The sequence below is a fragment of the Cyclobacterium sp. SOCE241 genome, assembly GCF_056867545.1.
Genome location: NZ_CP149779.1, coordinates 3,718,882 through 3,733,541, shown reverse-complemented (window position 1 = coordinate 3,733,541; position 14,660 = coordinate 3,718,882). Strand labels below are relative to the sequence as shown.

Sequence of the window (14,660 nt, the reverse complement as noted above, 5' to 3'; positions counted from 1 at the left end):
TTTGAAAAACACTTTGAATGTAAATGAGCAAACACGTTTGGAATACTAAAATTCAAATTATCCAACAGTTTGATAATAGCACTGAAATGCTTTCAGATAACTCTATGGGGATCTACTTTGAGTTTAATTCAGAAGCCTTACTAATTGTTCATTTCAAACCCTTGAATGAAGTTTTTGAGTGTAAAATATTCAATGATAATAAAGGTGTATTAATAAATTTTGAACGCGACCTTATTGATGAAGATGATATTGAATATGCCCTGGATGTGATGTCTATTTTCAATAAATACCCTCAGTTTCATATTAGGGAAATCCATCAAATTAATCAATTACAGCAGCTAATTGGTTTGCTTAAAGAAGAGTTTTTCAATGAAAAGGCTTCTTATGTTATGCTTAAAACCTTACTTAAGCTTTTGTTGCTCCATTTAATTCGTTATCAAAACGATGAATTATTAGAACAAGATTTAAATCAAAAGAGGGTTTTTCAATTTTTAGAATTAATGGAAACTAATTTTATAAAAGAAACTAATACCGATTATTATGCCAACCAAATAGGGATAAGTAGTAAGCGCTTGAACCAAATCTTAAAAGAAAAACTAAACCTCACTGCAAAACAAATTATTCAGCAGCGTCAAATTACAGAATCAAAACGTGAGCTTGTAAAAGGGGAAATTACCACAAAAGAATTGGCATTCCATTTGGGATTTGATTCTTTAAGTAGTTTTTCCAGGTTTTTCAAAAAAAGTAGGTATAAGTCCATCTGATTTTAAGACACAAAACTAGTTTTTGAAGGATTATTGACTGTTGACGGTATTTGTCAATTTACTTTTCATGGTGTTGCAAACGTTTATTGTGGGATTTTAAGGCCATTCAAATTCCAATTAATGTTTTTTTATTTTGTGTATTGATTTTGAATTCAGCACTTCAGCCTTCAGGTTCCTTAGATTTTTGGCAACGGGTTTATTTAGCCAAAAATTCTTTGATGTCTTTCTCGATTTGGTCAGAAAATCCAAAATATTCTTTTTGTACTATTCCTTTTTTATCTACCAAAAAATATCTTGGCCAACTATTGACCCCAAATTCCTCTTCCAATTCATTATTTCCAACCAGATTTTGAAAGGTCGTCCCTTTCTTTCTTACCATTTTGAGGGCACTTTCAGGGTCTTCTGAAACTATTCCAATTACATTTAATTTATTTGGATATTTGATTTTTAGATGCTCCACTTTAGGAAATGATGCGATGCATGGTCCGCACCAAACTTCCCAAAAGTCAATTAGAATTAATTGGCCGGGAGTAACTTTTACCATTTTATCCTTGCTGGATAAGTCAGGTAATTCCAAAGTTGGAAGTTTTTAGTAAGCAGCTTATTTAACTTTCTTTTTTTAGGTGGTATAATAGTGTAATTCTGAATACCCTGTTTTATGTCATTTATTGAATTTTTAACATTTTCGTTGATTTTAACATCGGTAAATTTTGCGATAGAAACGGATTTATTCCCAAGTCGATTTGAAGTCTGCTTTATTTTAATTGGGAAAAAGTCTGTTTTATTAAGTTCGTAGACTTTTTTCTTATCGGACACATTGTAAACAGAATCGTTTTCAAATTCAAAAGAAAGTAGATATGAATTTTCCGTTGCTGATACCGACACTTTTTTATAAACTGAGTCTAGTCTGAAAATATTTTGATGAACCATTTGTCCTCCCGGTTTACCCATAAATCCAAGATGTCCTGGTTCTACTTGGTAGGAACTATCTTTTTTAGAGATTTCGAATCCCTTTCCTTCGTCATAAATATATTCTTTATCAACATCATCTCTTTTGCCATAGAAAGAAAATCCAAAAATTTCATCACTATCGTCTTTTTCAATAAGTGCAATTCCTGAATTGTCCCATACAGTACCACCTTGAGCAAAAGTGTCAATTCTCTGCATCCGGTATTCCAATGAATTAATATTTTCGGCATGCTCCTGAAACTTGGCAATGACATAATTGGTATCGATTTTAGTTTCTTCCTTGCAACCGCAAAAAATTACTATCGCTAAAAGAACGATTAGGCTTTTTTTCATTCGTTTTCGGTATTTTTTTGGTCAAATGGCTTATCTGTAATTTAATTTTTGCAAGGTAACCGAATTAGCGACTATTTTTCGGTCAAGTATGTATCGAATTTTAAAATTTAAGATAACATGTTGAGTTTATCCGTTTGTAGGATATTGTATCTCCCCATATTTCCCTTGAGTATATTCCTCATATGCCAAAGCAATTTCCTCTTCACTATTCATCACAAAAGGTCCTTGGGCTACTATGGGCTCTGTGTACTTTTCTCCACCAAAAAGCAGTATATCCAACACTGTATCAGAGCGATTTTCCATTTCAATTTCTCCAACATCTTCATCAAAGACGATGATTTTACCGCCACTGAAATTTTCAGCATTGATTACTGCCGAAGCGGTTGGCAAAACGGCAGCAACTTCGGTTTTTGCTAAAAAGTCTATTTTAAATTTTTGTCCAGGGTTGAGCGCCAAATGGTATAAAAACTGCTGGCTGTAGGTAGGTATTTTGGAGGTCATATTTTGATAACTGCCTACAAGTACACGAATGAGTCCTGCCCCTTCAGGCATATTTTTTACCGGAACCTGCGCGGCTTGCATTGGTATATATTCCGGTTTCATCGTTTTTATTTTGGAAGGTAGGTTTATCCAAAATTGAAAGGCATACTTTTCCTTCTCCGTCAAATCTCCATCCGGTTTGGATCTCTCATCATGCACAATACCATTGCCTGCATTCATCCACTGCACACCGCCCGAGCTTACCAAGGCACGATTTCCCAAGCTGTCTAAATGTTCTATTTCACCACTAACGGCATAGGTTAACGTAGCTATACCTCTATGTGGATGAGGACCTATACCTCTTGTTTCAGTATTCGCAATTTTAAATGGCCCCGCTTGATCGAGCAAGATAAACGGCCCAACCGCCTCCGTAAGACTACTAGGTAAATAACGACGAATGGGTGCACCTGCAATGGTGCTACTGAAAGCCGTATTTGAAAATTTAATTTTCTTTTGCATGACGAGTCTTTTTTAATTCTACAAAGGTATAATTCCCAGGACATTAATGGAGATTAAGAAAGGAGTGAGGAACAGGTTTACTTTTCTTCGGATGATCCATCGGGATACTTAGCAAATCGACCCTTAGCGCGATCAAAAACCTGCTCCGTTTGAGGCCAAGGCCACCCTCCAAATTGCGTTTTTCGGTATTCTGCAAACCCAAGATTTAACTCTTCATCAGTGTTCATTACAAAGGGTCCTCTTAGCGCTACCGGTTCATTGATAGGCTTTCCTTGCAGAATTAGAAATTCTGCTACTTTGTCTCCATTGGTTATTTGTACACTCTTTCCGGGAAGCACCTTCACAAGATGGTTGACATCAATTTTTGTGTCTCCCAAATGTATGGTATTCCCATTATAGAAATACAGTGTATTGTGCACCTGATCGTTAAGTGAGGCAGGGAGAATCCACTCGGCATTCTCCTCCATTTTTACACTAAATATGGCCACTCCATTTTCAGGATTGGCAGCCCAAGAATCTGGCGTTGGTTTGGGTGCTTCGTTCGCTTTATAGCTTCCGGCATAAATCTCAAGGGTTGTTTTCTTACCATTTGTATCTACTTCTTCAATCTCTGGTATGCTCTCGTTCCATAGCATTTTATAATGAGGCTCTGCCAATTTGCTTTGGCTAGGGAGGTTCAACCAAATTTGAAAAATCTCTAAGGTATTTGGCTTATCCGTATGTAGAAGAGGAAACATTTCTGAATGCTGAATTCCTTTGCCCGCTGTCATCCATTGAGCATCTCCTGCACCAAATCTACCTGCGCCTCCAAGAGAATCACTATGGTCTACAAAACCTTGTTTGCCGATGGTAATGGTCTCAAACCCTAAATGTGGATGATACGGAAAACCCGGAACGACCTTACCATGGTACATACTATACCCATTCTTATTGCTAAAATCCTGACCTAAAAATCTGCCTGCTGCCTGAGAGGGGTCTAGGCCCATTTTTTCATTTCCCTTGGGGTAGTGATCTAAATGATGCACCGTAAACAAAAAGGGATCTTCTGTGCGCCAAGGCATTTGCAGCGCCTCTATGGCTAATATTTTATCTTTCATGATTTTCTGATTGTAAGTTCAAATTCTAAGACGTATCTATACAATTGGTGCTAAGTATAGCCTTCCAATCACTACAAATACGGCAAGCAACATCAAAACGATGTTTGTTATTACCTTGCTTTTTCTTTTCGTTCATAGTGAACTTTCATAGCACCAACCATAGTCATGGCCAGCCCAATTGCAGCTAATGGGGTTAGTATTGGAAGGACACCAATAGCCATTGGCAGGATGAGGCCTACTGCTCCTAGCAGCTCCGCAAGACCAATCAGCTTTATACTGATATCGGTGTATTGGTCTACCCAGTCCCCCAATTTTTCTCGGAGCTCTTTTTTTGATTTACTGAGCTTCATAGCTCCGGCCATTAAAAACATGAGGGTCAGTAGACCTTGGACTATCCACAGTAGTACATTCATTTCTTCTGATTTTTATCGTTAATAGTTTAATTTCAATACAAAGGTCAGAGGGAAAAAATGCCTATCCATTAATGTAGATTAAGAAATTCGGATTATTCTATTTAAGATACTTAAGGTGTTGTCTTTTGGCAGCACTCAATGCTTCTGGAGTAATCCCTAAATAGGATGCAATCATGTATTGAGGCACCCTTTGAGCGATGGTGGGGTAGGTTGAAATAAAGTGTTCGTAGCGATCAATTGCAGATGCGCTCATAAGCATAATAATCCTTTTTTGCAGCACCCTAATCCGCTTTATGATTTTTTTATGGTCAATTTCTAATTCGGTGTTTTTTTCAATTTGTATAACCACGGAATCTTCTAAGGCATCAATATACAAATCGCAGGGTTCATCTGGGGCAGCATAGTCAGTAACTATCCAATCCTCGGGACCGAACATAAAAATATGTTCTTTGCCATTTTCATCGATGGTATAACTTCTGAGCAAACCAGATTCAACAATATACGCCTTACTATGCAGACTTCCTTTGCTTTGTAAGATTTGTTTCTTTTTTACATTGATTTTATTCATCTGATATTTGACTCAAAGTCTGGCTTTCTGTAATAATGGCACACAAGGTGTTTGTATAAGTTTAGTTGCGTGGTTTAGGTACTAAATTTATCAAATACATCACAGATAGAAAGTCCGCGAGGACTTTCGTAAATAAGCTATAACAAACAATTAATTTTATACGGTTTGTGTGCCCAACATGGCATCTGGTATCCAAGATACCAAATTATTCCAGAGGGTGAAAACCTGTGCCGAAGTATGTCGGTAGCCTGGTTCCAACGAACAGAGCCTGTCCCGATTATCGGGAAACTGGAACGGAGAGAAAACGTAAAAACCTTATTCAACTTGGGGTTGGCCAAGACTATGCTTATGCATGGAAGGACTGAGCGTAAAGATGACCTATTTAGGTCATTTTAATGAGGGGCCAGATGGCGGGAGGGTAGAAAAGGGGGATGGGCGGTAGTTCAAAGTCCGATTCTGATTACTACGATCACTTTGTCACGTCTAAGAAGAAAAGGATATGAATCCATGCTTTCCTATTACCTCAAAACGCAACCCATAATCCGGTGAACTGGGGCTGAGCGTAAAAAAAGATCTCTTTGGATCATTTTAGTGAAGAGCCGCAATGCAGGGCAGGTACGAGACTCCCGGTCGACGGGGATGGTGTGAGAAGCGCACTCCCGAAAGGGCGAGACAGGCTACGAGCTTAAGGCTCACGGGGGTTTACTTGACTTGGCTTAGTACTTTTTGCTAAAAAACATTTTTAAAATTGATGTCAAAAATTATATTCGAACAATAAAATCCTGATTTTTCAATTACTTTTCTGGACGCAATATTATCCAATGTTGTTGAACAAATTGGTTTTCTTCCGCTTTGGAGAATTCTGTTTACTTGCATTTTCATGATTTGCGTTGCAAGTCCTCTACCCTGAAATTTACGATTCACGATAATTCCTAGGTCTGCAATTTCTGGTTGAGAATCGCTCATTCGGCATTCACTTGTTGCTACGATTGCTTCAGACTCTTTAAGCATAAATATTTCTTTTCTTGCTACAAGATTCTCTGTATAGCCAAAAGTGTCATCCATACCAACTTGTTCTTTTAGAAATAGCTTTACTGCTGGAATATTGTCTGTATTGACCAATTCAATTTTTAGGTTTGAATCAACTTTCACTTCATTGTTCTCATGCTGAAAACAAAAGGTATTTGTCTTCTTCGATTTTGAATGAAACAAACATGCGTTAAATGCCACAGGTTCGTTTGAACTCAAACTTGCAGAATTTATTAATCCGGTTGCAATTAATTTTTGAATTACCTTCTCCATCAGTGCTAAATGGTTTTTAGCAAGAAATATTTGAGTTAAACTTCCTGCTTCATTAATGCAGCAATAACCTAGTGTTTCATTTTCTTCAATTAGATAATGTTGTGATGAACCTATGTAAAGCTGTTCCCACATTGCATCAATGGGAGCTTTTAATGATTTATATAACTGTGACCTTAAATTATCAATTGTTTCTGTAATATCTGTTTTTATAAAATTCATTGTAATGCGTATTTTTTAATTATTTCTTTTTTTATTTGTTGTAAAGGGAAGTCTTCATATATCCCTAAATAATTAAGAGCTATCCCGTCCAATTCAGCAATGAACATATGGCTCATGACCAACGAATTCTCAATATCAATTTTATTAAAAATCTCCTTAGTTTTTTCAATATGAAAGATGACCTCTCTTTAATTAAATCATCTAAAACCTTTCTAGTGTTAGGTTGAACCATGACATTCAGATTAAATTGGAAGAATAGTTTATCTGACGCCAGTTTTGAAAATAACGAATCTAATAGTTCAATGAGTTGTTCGCTAGGAGTTTGATTTTCCTTATCCACTCTGTTTATCTCAACAATCAACTGTGTTGTTTTTAGAAAAATTTCTCTTAATAATCCATCTTTCGACTTAAAATGATGGGAAATTAGTCCTTTGGAAACATTTGCCTTTTCGCATACCAACGACAGTGGTGTATTCTCGTATCCTCTCTCGGAGAATAATTTAGTAGCTATTTCTATTATTTGTTCTCGCTTATCCATAAAAAATCGATTAAAACCAATTGACTGCACGTACGGTCAGTGCAAATGTAAAAACATTTTTTTTATCGGCAAGAGAATTGTTTAAAAAGAAAGTTTATATGTTTAGAGAGTTTTCTGTATTAAGCACAACTGTTTGCATTACTATGTTGAAAAATGGTTGGAGAAATACCATCCATCCACGGGTTATCATGATTCGGTATTATTATCCATTTCAGTAGTTATCAGGAAGCTGCAGGAAGCCTTGGGAACCTCATGGCTATAAACCTTGATATTTACCACATCTCCTGCCATTACTTATACAAAATGTTGTAGCCAGTTTTTCTATATTTATTCTCTTAAATAATCAAATAGGTTTTCTCCAAGTTCTATTCCATATTCAGAATTCGTAAAAACAACGAAGCCCCAATCTTTTTCTGTATTTATTAAATACCAACAAGTAAATCCATCATTACTTCCGCTATGATAATAGGTGTTTTCGGGTTTTGTGCTATCAGAAGCGAATCCCAATGAATAAAAATATGTTATTCCGTTTTCAGCAGTAATTGTTGAATGTGGTTTAAAAAGTTCATCGTAACTACTTTTACTTAACTGTTCTTTATTCATCACAGCTATCATCCATTTTGAAAAATCAACTGGCTCTGTATGAATTGATGAAGCTGAAACAAAATTTCCTTTATCTTTTTTGTACCAATAATTCTTTTTCAAATCAATCCAATTATTATTCTTATCATATGGTTCTGCTTTTTTTGTTCCAAATTTTCATTAGGAATAAATGAAGAATGTTCCATCTTTAAGGGTTTAGCAACCTTATGCTGAAATTCATTTTCTAAGTCAGTCCAATTTCCTCCATCAATTTCTTTCAAGACCAGAGCTAAATACTGATAACCTTCTCCAGAATATTCAAAATTAGTTCCTGGTTCAAACCTAATTTTTAATTTATTGTCTGGTTCGTTTTCTCTCCAATTTGGAAATCCAGAACGATGACTTAAAACCATTCGTGCAGTTATTTTTTTATACCTTTCATCATAAGCAATATCAGGATATTCTAAATATTTAAATAAAGGTTTGTCTAAATCTAATTTGCCTTCTTCAACATATTTCATTACAAAAAAAGAGAATACAGATTTTGATATAGAGGCACCTTCAAATATTGTATTTTCGGTAACTTTTAATTTTTTTTCAAAGTTGGCATATCCATAAGTTTGATGATGAACTAACTTTCCTTTATTGATAATAGCTAATGATGCTCCAGGAATTTTCAACTCCTCCATTTTTGTCTTGACATACGCATCTATTGAATCGTTAGAAATAATTATGCCTTGAAAATTTTCTATTTCTACTTTCTGTACAGACGAACAATTGGTTAGATGAATTAGAGTAAATACAATAAATAGTAAACGAATTTTTCTGTATTCTAACATAAAAAGGGTTTTCATTTTTAAACTCAATCTTTTTGGAAACGGCGGGCTTTCTGAGACGTTCACTTCATGCCTACTCCTAACTTCCTAAAGATAATGAATTTCATATTTAATCGTAACCGCCCGCTGTATTCCAAGGTGATGTTATAGCCAGTGCTTTCTATTCGGTATCTTCAAGTAAATCGTTGACTTCAATTTCCAATTTCGGTAAGTCACGGATTGCTATTGACCAGATAATTTCTTCAGATACGCTGTCGTATCCGTGAATAATCCTGTTCCTAGTGTCAACAATCTTCCTAGAGTTTTTGATCTGTATATTGGGATCCACCTTCAGAATTCTGCATACGGCCTCTCCGATTATTTCCACATTCCGTTCAATGGCTCTTCTGGTTTTTAAATCATTCCGGAATTCAAAAAAATCTCTTTTTTCAGGCATGAAAAGATTGATTTCATCAATTGCCTGTTTTATATCAGACAGCCAAGTCCTGATTTGATTTTCCATACACTTGGACTTTTGTTTTTTCAATCTGCTGCTTTAGGTAAGGATTCTTTATAGCTTTTTGTTCCAAGAGGTCAATCTCTCTTTTTAGTAATTGCTCTAGCGCAAACTTTAAATTAAAATAATTATCGGAATAGGTTAAAGGATCATTTTCTTCAATATCGACTATCAAATCAATATCACTTTCAGAACTGAAACCTTCAGTTGTTACCGAACCGAAAGCAAAAAGACTTATCACATTGTTGGTGTCACAGAGTGCCTTTATCTGGTCAATATGTCTTTTCAGCTCTTCCATCTTTATAAAGATACAAATTTTCCCATTAGTATGTTTTTCAGCATTGGCTATAACGGGATTCAGCTTGGAGACGGCGGGTATTTGGAAACGTTCCCTTCCAACCTACTCCTAACTTCTTAAAGAAACTGAATCTTTATATTTACTCGAAACAGCCCGCTGGATCTAAGGTGATGTTATGGGCTTTTCTTCTTTCTATGTTCTGCTTATGAGGTTTACAACGACATTTATCATCATCTCTTTTTCTTCTGGTTTACTTTCAGCTATCAAGAGGGTCAGAGCAACCAAAGCATTTTCATTGATTCTTTTTGTACCATCCTTAAGTAACAAGCTCCTATTTTTCTCTAAATACCATATGAATAGCCAAGCTGCGATTCTTTTGTTTCCATCTGAAAATGAATGGTTTTTAGTTACAAAATACAGTAGGTGAGCGGCCTTTTCTTCCAAACTTCTATACAACTCTTCTCCATCAAATGTTTGGTCAATAGTAGCTATTGAACTTTTAAAAGAGTGGTCTTTTTCATTTCCAAAGAGGATGGATCCACCAAATCTTTTCTTAAGTTCATCCACAGCTAGTATTGCTTCATCATACGTTATATTGAAAATCGCTTGCGCTGAAGATTCTGGTAATCTTAATCTTTGGTGGTCATAATCATCCAAAATGTCTAAGGCCGTGGAATATTCAGATAGAACTTCAAATAATCCTTTTGTTTGATCGTCTGATTCTAATTTCTGGATTGTCCGGTTTACCAGTTTGATGGTTTTTTGAAGTTCCAATAACCTCTTCTCGTTTAAACTGTAGCCTTTTACAATATGGTCTTTGATAACCTTGTTTGCCCAAATCCTAAAAGCAGTTCCTTGTTTTGAGTTAACCCTATAACCAACAGAAATAATTAGATCAAGATTATAAATTTTGATTTTTCTATTTACGGCTCTTTCGCCTTCCTGTTGAACTTGTGTAATTTTTGCACAAGTTGATTTTTCATCCAATTCGGAAGACTTGTAAATGTTCCTAATATGCCTGACAATTGAGGTCCTATCTGTTTGAAATAATTCAGAGATCTGATATTGGTCCAGCCAAAGGGTATCATTTTCAAGAAGCACTTGAAGACTAGGAGAACCCTGCTTAGACTGATAAATAATTATTTCACCGGATTGCTTCATTGGCTCACCTTAAATTGTTTCTCTTCAAGGTACTTAATTTTGGCTTTTTTGAGTTCTTGAATCGCCTCATATTCCAAATTTAAACCTAAGTAGGTGGTCGAGAGATCTATTCGGTCATTAATGAAAAGTAACCGCATGATTCTTTTTAATTCGACTTTGTGAGAAGGAGTCTCTAACTGGAAGAATATTTTTATGCGTTGATCTCCGGTTTTAAATTGGATAAAATTATCCACACCTTGGGAATAGGCTGGACCTCCATAGTATTTCGCTATTGAATACGTTTCAGACCATAATTTTTCATCAAGCACAGAAAATAATCCAAGTTTGAATTCTACTAGTTGACTCCAAGAGTAACGAGTGTCATTTACACTTATATAGTCTAAACTTAAAAGAAGATCAACCTTCAATTCCCCGTGTTTCTTTTCTTTTTCACGAGTGCCCCAAAAGCTTGCAAAGATAATTATCCCGAGAATTGAAAAAGAAAGAATTCGAGTTAGGAAATCAGCATAGTCTGTTAAATCTAAGTTGCTAGCTATTAATAAAATAATCACTAAAACAAGATACCCGCCATACATTAATCTAGAAGAGGTAATTCTCCAATCAAACCCCACTGAAGGAACAAAAATTTTTGACTTAAATTCTGTGTGGTTCATTAGCTTCTCAGAATTGCCCATAACGGTCTCGGGTATGAAACGTAGGGCATTTAAAAGCACTTAGCTGTCCACCCGAAACGAACTTTATTAAGAGCCGAAAACTTGCGGAAACCACTGACCGCCCTATGTTTAATACCCATTGTTACCACCAGTATTTCTATTTTCTTTCAATTTTTACCAGTCCTTGTCTTGTTGCCAAATACAAATTTCCTTCCTTGTCGAATGTCATTGTTGATATGTAAGATGTAGGAATATCAGAGTTCTCGTTGTGATAGTTTTCCCAGCTGTCATTCAAGTCAAACCTTACTAAACCTGCTCTGTCTGTGGAAATCCAAAGGACTTTTTCTTTCTTGTCATATAGAACACAATTGGCATGATTAAAAGGCATTCCTGAATTCTCTGTTGTAAACTGCTTGAAAGTTCCATCAGAATATCTGATTGCTATTCCTTCGTCATTATTTACCTTTTGTTTGTCTTTACGGTCAAACTCGTAAAGTGTAAAATAAATGTTACCATTTTCATCTTCGTCCATTGAAGTAATACACTTTCCTTTTAAAACTGATTCAGAATTCTCAAAACTTGTCACATGATTTTTTTCGTCAATCATTAGGCTACCGCTGTATGTTCCAATCCATATCCTGTTTTTCGAATCTCGTTTGGCAAAAGAAACTCTATTTGAAGGCAATTCAGGAGTATTATCTTGATTAATTAAGCTCCATTTTCCATTTTTTAAAATTGTAAAACCTTTATCTGAGGTGAAAAACACTTCGTTAGTGTTTGGATTGTTTATGATTTTGTAACCGCTTTTTATCCCAATTTCGCTTTCTTCATATTTTGTCCACGTATCATAAAAGCTATAAATGTTTCCTGTTGCGAAAAACCATTTTGTGTTACTATTGTCAGTGGCAATTCCATAATATCTAAAATACTTTCCTTTGTCGGTTATTTCCTGTTCAGCATTCTGAAATTCTGTCCCATTAAATGTAACAAGTCCTTGGTCAGTTGTAAGCCAAATCAATCCATTTTTGTCAACTGAAATGTGGTCGTTCATATTGTTGGGCAAGTTTGAGTTCTTAGAATTCCAAACTGTGATTTTGTAATTATCCAGGTTTTCATTTTTATAAACATAGTCTTTATTGAAAATTTCTGGACTGTTTGGTCTGTCAAAAGATTTTTTAAAAGCATTCATGTCAACTCGTTCTATTTGACCTGATATGTTGTTGTCTTTGATTGTGAATACTAATGTGATTGAAGATTTTTCCTGTTTAACATCATCTTTTATCGCTGGTGTCCACCTATTAAACTTATTTAGTTCTTCAATGATTTTAAATGAAATAGGGCTCTTTGATTGGTCGGTATGGCTTAGTACACAGCCTTTTCCCTTTGAGTCAACAAGTACTTGGAGTTTTATAGATCCACTAATCCCACTAAGATTTAAAGATTTGTTTAGCCTATCTTCTAATTTCTTGAAGTCTTTTTCAACGTAGCCTGCTTTTATGTCTCCACAGTCTAGGCAGAATTTTGAAGTTATACAATTGTCCAGCTTAACTGGGAAAAGGTTTTGAGCATTCAGGTTTAAAGAGAATACTGTCAAGAGTATAAAAATTGGATTTTTTACTTTCATCCTTGTTTGTTGTCGTTTTTTAATATTGGTGGTAACGTGATTCAGCTTGGAGACGGCGGGCATTTGAAAACGTTCTCTTCCATGCCACTCCTAACTTCTTAAAGATACTGATTTTTATAGTTACTCGGTACCGCCCGCTGGATCCAAGGTGATGTTATGGACTGTTTTCAATTAACTGCCTTTCAAAAAAGTAAAAATACCTTACGATGTTTTCATATTTCCCTTCAAACAATCCATCAATTATTGAAATTTTTATTTCATTTGGATATTCCACAACCATATTAAATCTTGGAGAATCAGGTGGGTTTGAAAATTTATCATCAGGATAATCTATTATTTTAACCACTTCTAATAGGTTATTTAATTCATTTATTATTTCTATATTCAAATTATACTCCTCTGGACCTTCTATTTCAGTGTACTCTATTCCATTAAAATTAACTGTGCCATCTGGGAAAATTTCTACTTGAAAAACTGGACAAAACCCATGACAAGGTTCAATTTCAAAGTATAGCCTATGAAAATTCATGCTTGGTGTAGATTCAAATTTTTTGAATGTGTAACCTACATCATCAATTACTAAGGTTAATTCATTTTCTTTTTCAAGTTTTACAAAGCAGGTATCATAGATGTTTTCAAAGTATTCCTGAGTATTCTTGACGATTAGCATTCCATCATTAATGGTGAACTCAAACAAGCCTGGAGCTTCATAAATAGGATGCATCATTACTGAATCCCTGAATAAAAGAATTTTATCATCGTTAAACCAAAATCCATTTAGTTTTTGAGAAATATTTTCTTCTTCTCTTTTATTGCATGAAAGGAGAGTCAGAAAAAAAATATGTAGAAGGTTATCTTCATCGTTCTTGAAATAGTCCATAATGGTTTAGCTATGAGCAGTAGCGTCCCAAAGGGCGCTATTGCTTATAGGTTTTGTTGTGTGTAGTTTTTTTATTTCATTTTCAAATTCAAGAACTTTTAAATTCCACAAAGTCAAAGTCTGTATCGCAGTAATTCTATTATTAATGCTTTTTACGACCAATTTATCTTTGAAGGACTTGATAAATTTACTCCATAATTGTCCTTTTGAATCCATAAGTAAAAAGTAAAAACCACTATCTCCAATTTTTTGCCCCGAAGAATCTAAAATGAGTTCTCCATTTTTGCCAACACTAGGCGTTAATATCACCGTTGCGTTTCCATTTGGTAAAGGAAAAATAGCCTTGATGCATATCTGTTTGTCTGGTAAATAGCATGTCTCATAAACTCCTGAGTAAACAACTTGACCTGTCGATTTAAAAGTCCTTAACCAAATTGTCCTTTTAACCTCTTTTGTCTTTGGATCGACTAGTTTTATTATTTCGTTTGTTAGTATTGATGCATCTTTTAAGTTTTCTATGGGAACATTCAGTTGTTCAATTCTATTGCTGAAAATCATTCTGACTAACGAGCCAAAAACTTTGAATATTGGATTCCATTTTGTCTTTAGGAGCAGGTCATAATTTGAAGTGTTTTCATAGAAGTCAATTAGGTCTGGAGATAGTCTCGTTAGTTCTATTTCTGATAGTCCTAGATTCAGAATTGAATCTAGTAATCCTTTATTTTCTCTTTGGCTATCAATCGCTAAACTCTCTTCTTTAGCTAACTGCTCAATGAATTTTAGCCCGATTCCTTTAGTTCCACCAAATGGTCCTAAGAGCCATTGGAATTTTTCATTGTCAATTCTTTGTCCAAACAGTATGACCCATTGCTGAGTAATCCAATCTTGAATGCTTTGATTTTTCCTAGCGATTCCCATCTTCACAAAT

Annotated in this window: 18 protein-coding genes; 1 reads left to right on the top strand and 17 read right to left on the bottom strand. The window is 35.1% G+C overall.

The features are described from left to right. Nucleotides 1–23: 23 nt before the first annotated feature. Nucleotides 24–764, top strand: a complete 741-nt coding sequence (locus tag WG932_RS18615) for a helix-turn-helix domain-containing protein (RefSeq protein WP_483084976.1) — start codon at nt 24–26, stop codon at nt 762–764. A 196-nt stretch (nt 765–960) separates the two neighbouring features. On the opposite strand, the gene WG932_RS18610 is transcribed toward WG932_RS18615, so the two are convergent. The 17 genes from WG932_RS18610 to WG932_RS18530 form a co-directional block, all read right to left on the bottom strand. After that, on the bottom strand, nt 961–1,341 hold the full coding sequence (locus WG932_RS18610) for a TlpA family protein disulfide reductase (RefSeq protein ID WP_483084975.1): 381 nt from the start codon (nt 1,339–1,341) through the stop codon (nt 961–963). Continuing rightward, on the bottom strand, nt 1,302–2,066 hold the full coding sequence (locus tag WG932_RS18605; protein WP_483084974.1) for a hypothetical protein: 765 nt from the start codon (nt 2,064–2,066) through the stop codon (nt 1,302–1,304). The genes WG932_RS18610 and WG932_RS18605 overlap by 40 nt, the downstream gene beginning before the upstream one ends. 126 nt (nt 2,067–2,192) lie before the next feature. Then, nucleotides 2,193–3,065, bottom strand: a complete 873-nt coding sequence (locus WG932_RS18600) for a pirin family protein (RefSeq protein ID WP_483084973.1) — start codon at nt 3,063–3,065, stop codon at nt 2,193–2,195. Between the two features lie 77 nt (nt 3,066–3,142). After that, nucleotides 3,143–4,162, bottom strand: a complete 1,020-nt coding sequence (locus tag WG932_RS18595) for a pirin family protein (protein ID WP_483084972.1) — start codon at nt 4,160–4,162, stop codon at nt 3,143–3,145. 110 nt (nt 4,163–4,272) lie between these two features. After that, nucleotides 4,273–4,575 (bottom strand): DoxX family protein, encoded by a 303-nt coding sequence (locus WG932_RS18590; RefSeq protein WP_483084971.1) that lies wholly within the window; start codon nt 4,573–4,575, stop codon nt 4,273–4,275. Between the two features lie 97 nt (nt 4,576–4,672). Next, complete coding sequence (locus WG932_RS18585) at nt 4,673–5,143, bottom strand: Crp/Fnr family transcriptional regulator (RefSeq protein ID WP_149394927.1); 471 nt, start codon at nt 5,141–5,143, stop codon at nt 4,673–4,675. 729 nt (nt 5,144–5,872) lie between these two features. Next, nucleotides 5,873–6,664 carry a GNAT family N-acetyltransferase gene (locus WG932_RS18580; RefSeq protein ID WP_483084970.1) on the bottom strand — a complete coding sequence of 264 codons (792 nt, stop codon included), beginning with the start codon at nt 6,662–6,664 and terminating at the stop codon, nt 5,873–5,875. A 112-nt stretch (nt 6,665–6,776) separates the two neighbouring features. Further along, nucleotides 6,777–7,202, bottom strand: coding sequence for a TetR/AcrR family transcriptional regulator (locus WG932_RS18575; protein WP_483084969.1), 426 nt, complete (start codon nt 7,200–7,202; stop codon nt 6,777–6,779). 327 nt (nt 7,203–7,529) lie between these two features. Beyond that, nucleotides 7,530–7,907 (bottom strand): serine hydrolase, encoded by a 378-nt coding sequence (locus tag WG932_RS18570; RefSeq protein WP_483084968.1) that lies wholly within the window; start codon nt 7,905–7,907, stop codon nt 7,530–7,532. Then, complete coding sequence (locus WG932_RS18565) at nt 7,904–8,623, bottom strand: serine hydrolase domain-containing protein (RefSeq protein ID WP_483084967.1); 720 nt, start codon at nt 8,621–8,623, stop codon at nt 7,904–7,906. The genes WG932_RS18570 and WG932_RS18565 overlap by 4 nt, the downstream gene beginning before the upstream one ends. 157 nt (nt 8,624–8,780) lie before the next feature. Next, the gene (locus tag WG932_RS18560) at nt 8,781–9,122 is read right to left on the bottom strand and encodes a HepT-like ribonuclease domain-containing protein (RefSeq protein ID WP_483084966.1); all 342 of its coding nucleotides are present in this window, start codon (nt 9,120–9,122) and stop codon (nt 8,781–8,783) included. Continuing rightward, the gene (locus WG932_RS18555) at nt 9,091–9,414 is read right to left on the bottom strand and encodes a nucleotidyltransferase family protein (RefSeq protein WP_041934589.1); all 324 of its coding nucleotides are present in this window, start codon (nt 9,412–9,414) and stop codon (nt 9,091–9,093) included. Before WG932_RS18555 ends, WG932_RS18560 begins: the two co-directional genes overlap by 32 nt. A gap of 192 nt (nt 9,415–9,606) precedes the next feature. Then, the gene (locus WG932_RS18550; protein WP_483084965.1) at nt 9,607–10,401 is read right to left on the bottom strand and encodes a type II toxin-antitoxin system death-on-curing family toxin; all 795 of its coding nucleotides are present in this window, start codon (nt 10,399–10,401) and stop codon (nt 9,607–9,609) included. Between the two features lie 170 nt (nt 10,402–10,571). After that, a complete protein-coding gene (locus WG932_RS18545; protein WP_483084964.1) occupies nt 10,572–11,186 on the bottom strand; it encodes a hypothetical protein in 615 nt (204 codons plus the stop codon). 199 nt (nt 11,187–11,385) lie between these two features. Beyond that, nucleotides 11,386–12,852, bottom strand: a complete 1,467-nt coding sequence (locus WG932_RS18540) for a ligand-binding sensor domain-containing protein (RefSeq protein WP_483084963.1) — start codon at nt 12,850–12,852, stop codon at nt 11,386–11,388. A 154-nt stretch (nt 12,853–13,006) separates the two neighbouring features. Further along, complete coding sequence (locus WG932_RS18535) at nt 13,007–13,732, bottom strand: DUF6438 domain-containing protein (protein WP_483084962.1); 726 nt, start codon at nt 13,730–13,732, stop codon at nt 13,007–13,009. 6 nt (nt 13,733–13,738) lie between these two features. Then, complete coding sequence (locus tag WG932_RS18530; RefSeq protein WP_483084961.1) at nt 13,739–14,650, bottom strand: hypothetical protein; 912 nt, start codon at nt 14,648–14,650, stop codon at nt 13,739–13,741. Nucleotides 14,651–14,660 lie beyond the last annotated feature (10 nt).

What these genes read in the sequence shown, in the direction of transcription:
- WG932_RS18615 (WP_483084976.1), top strand. Translation starts at nt 24, where the DNA reads ATGAGCAAACACGTTTGGAATACTAAAATTCAAATTATCCAACAGTTT.
- WG932_RS18605 (WP_483084974.1), bottom strand. Translation starts at nt 2,066, where the DNA reads ATGAAAAAAAGCCTAATCGTTCTTTTAGCGATAGTAATTTTTTGCGGT.
- WG932_RS18600 (WP_483084973.1), bottom strand. Translation starts at nt 3,065, where the DNA reads ATGCAAAAGAAAATTAAATTTTCAAATACGGCTTTCAGTAGCACCATT.
- WG932_RS18595 (WP_483084972.1), bottom strand. Translation starts at nt 4,162, where the DNA reads ATGAAAGATAAAATATTAGCCATAGAGGCGCTGCAAATGCCTTGGCGC.
- WG932_RS18590 (WP_483084971.1), bottom strand. Translation starts at nt 4,575, where the DNA reads ATGAATGTACTACTGTGGATAGTCCAAGGTCTACTGACCCTCATGTTT.
- WG932_RS18585 (WP_149394927.1), bottom strand. Translation starts at nt 5,143, where the DNA reads ATGAATAAAATCAATGTAAAAAAGAAACAAATCTTACAAAGCAAAGGA.
- WG932_RS18580 (WP_483084970.1), bottom strand. Translation starts at nt 6,664, where the DNA reads ATGAATTTTATAAAAACAGATATTACAGAAACAATTGATAATTTAAGG.
- WG932_RS18575 (WP_483084969.1), bottom strand. Translation starts at nt 7,202, where the DNA reads ATGGATAAGCGAGAACAAATAATAGAAATAGCTACTAAATTATTCTCC.
- WG932_RS18565 (WP_483084967.1), bottom strand. Translation starts at nt 8,623, where the DNA reads ATGTTAGAATACAGAAAAATTCGTTTACTATTTATTGTATTTACTCTA.
- WG932_RS18560 (WP_483084966.1), bottom strand. Translation starts at nt 9,122, where the DNA reads ATGGAAAATCAAATCAGGACTTGGCTGTCTGATATAAAACAGGCAATT.
- WG932_RS18555 (WP_041934589.1), bottom strand. Translation starts at nt 9,414, where the DNA reads ATGGAAGAGCTGAAAAGACATATTGACCAGATAAAGGCACTCTGTGAC.
- WG932_RS18540 (WP_483084963.1), bottom strand. Translation starts at nt 12,852, where the DNA reads ATGAAAGTAAAAAATCCAATTTTTATACTCTTGACAGTATTCTCTTTA.
- WG932_RS18535 (WP_483084962.1), bottom strand. Translation starts at nt 13,732, where the DNA reads ATGGACTATTTCAAGAACGATGAAGATAACCTTCTACATATTTTTTTT.
- WG932_RS18530 (WP_483084961.1), bottom strand. Translation starts at nt 14,650, where the DNA reads ATGGGAATCGCTAGGAAAAATCAAAGCATTCAAGATTGGATTACTCAG.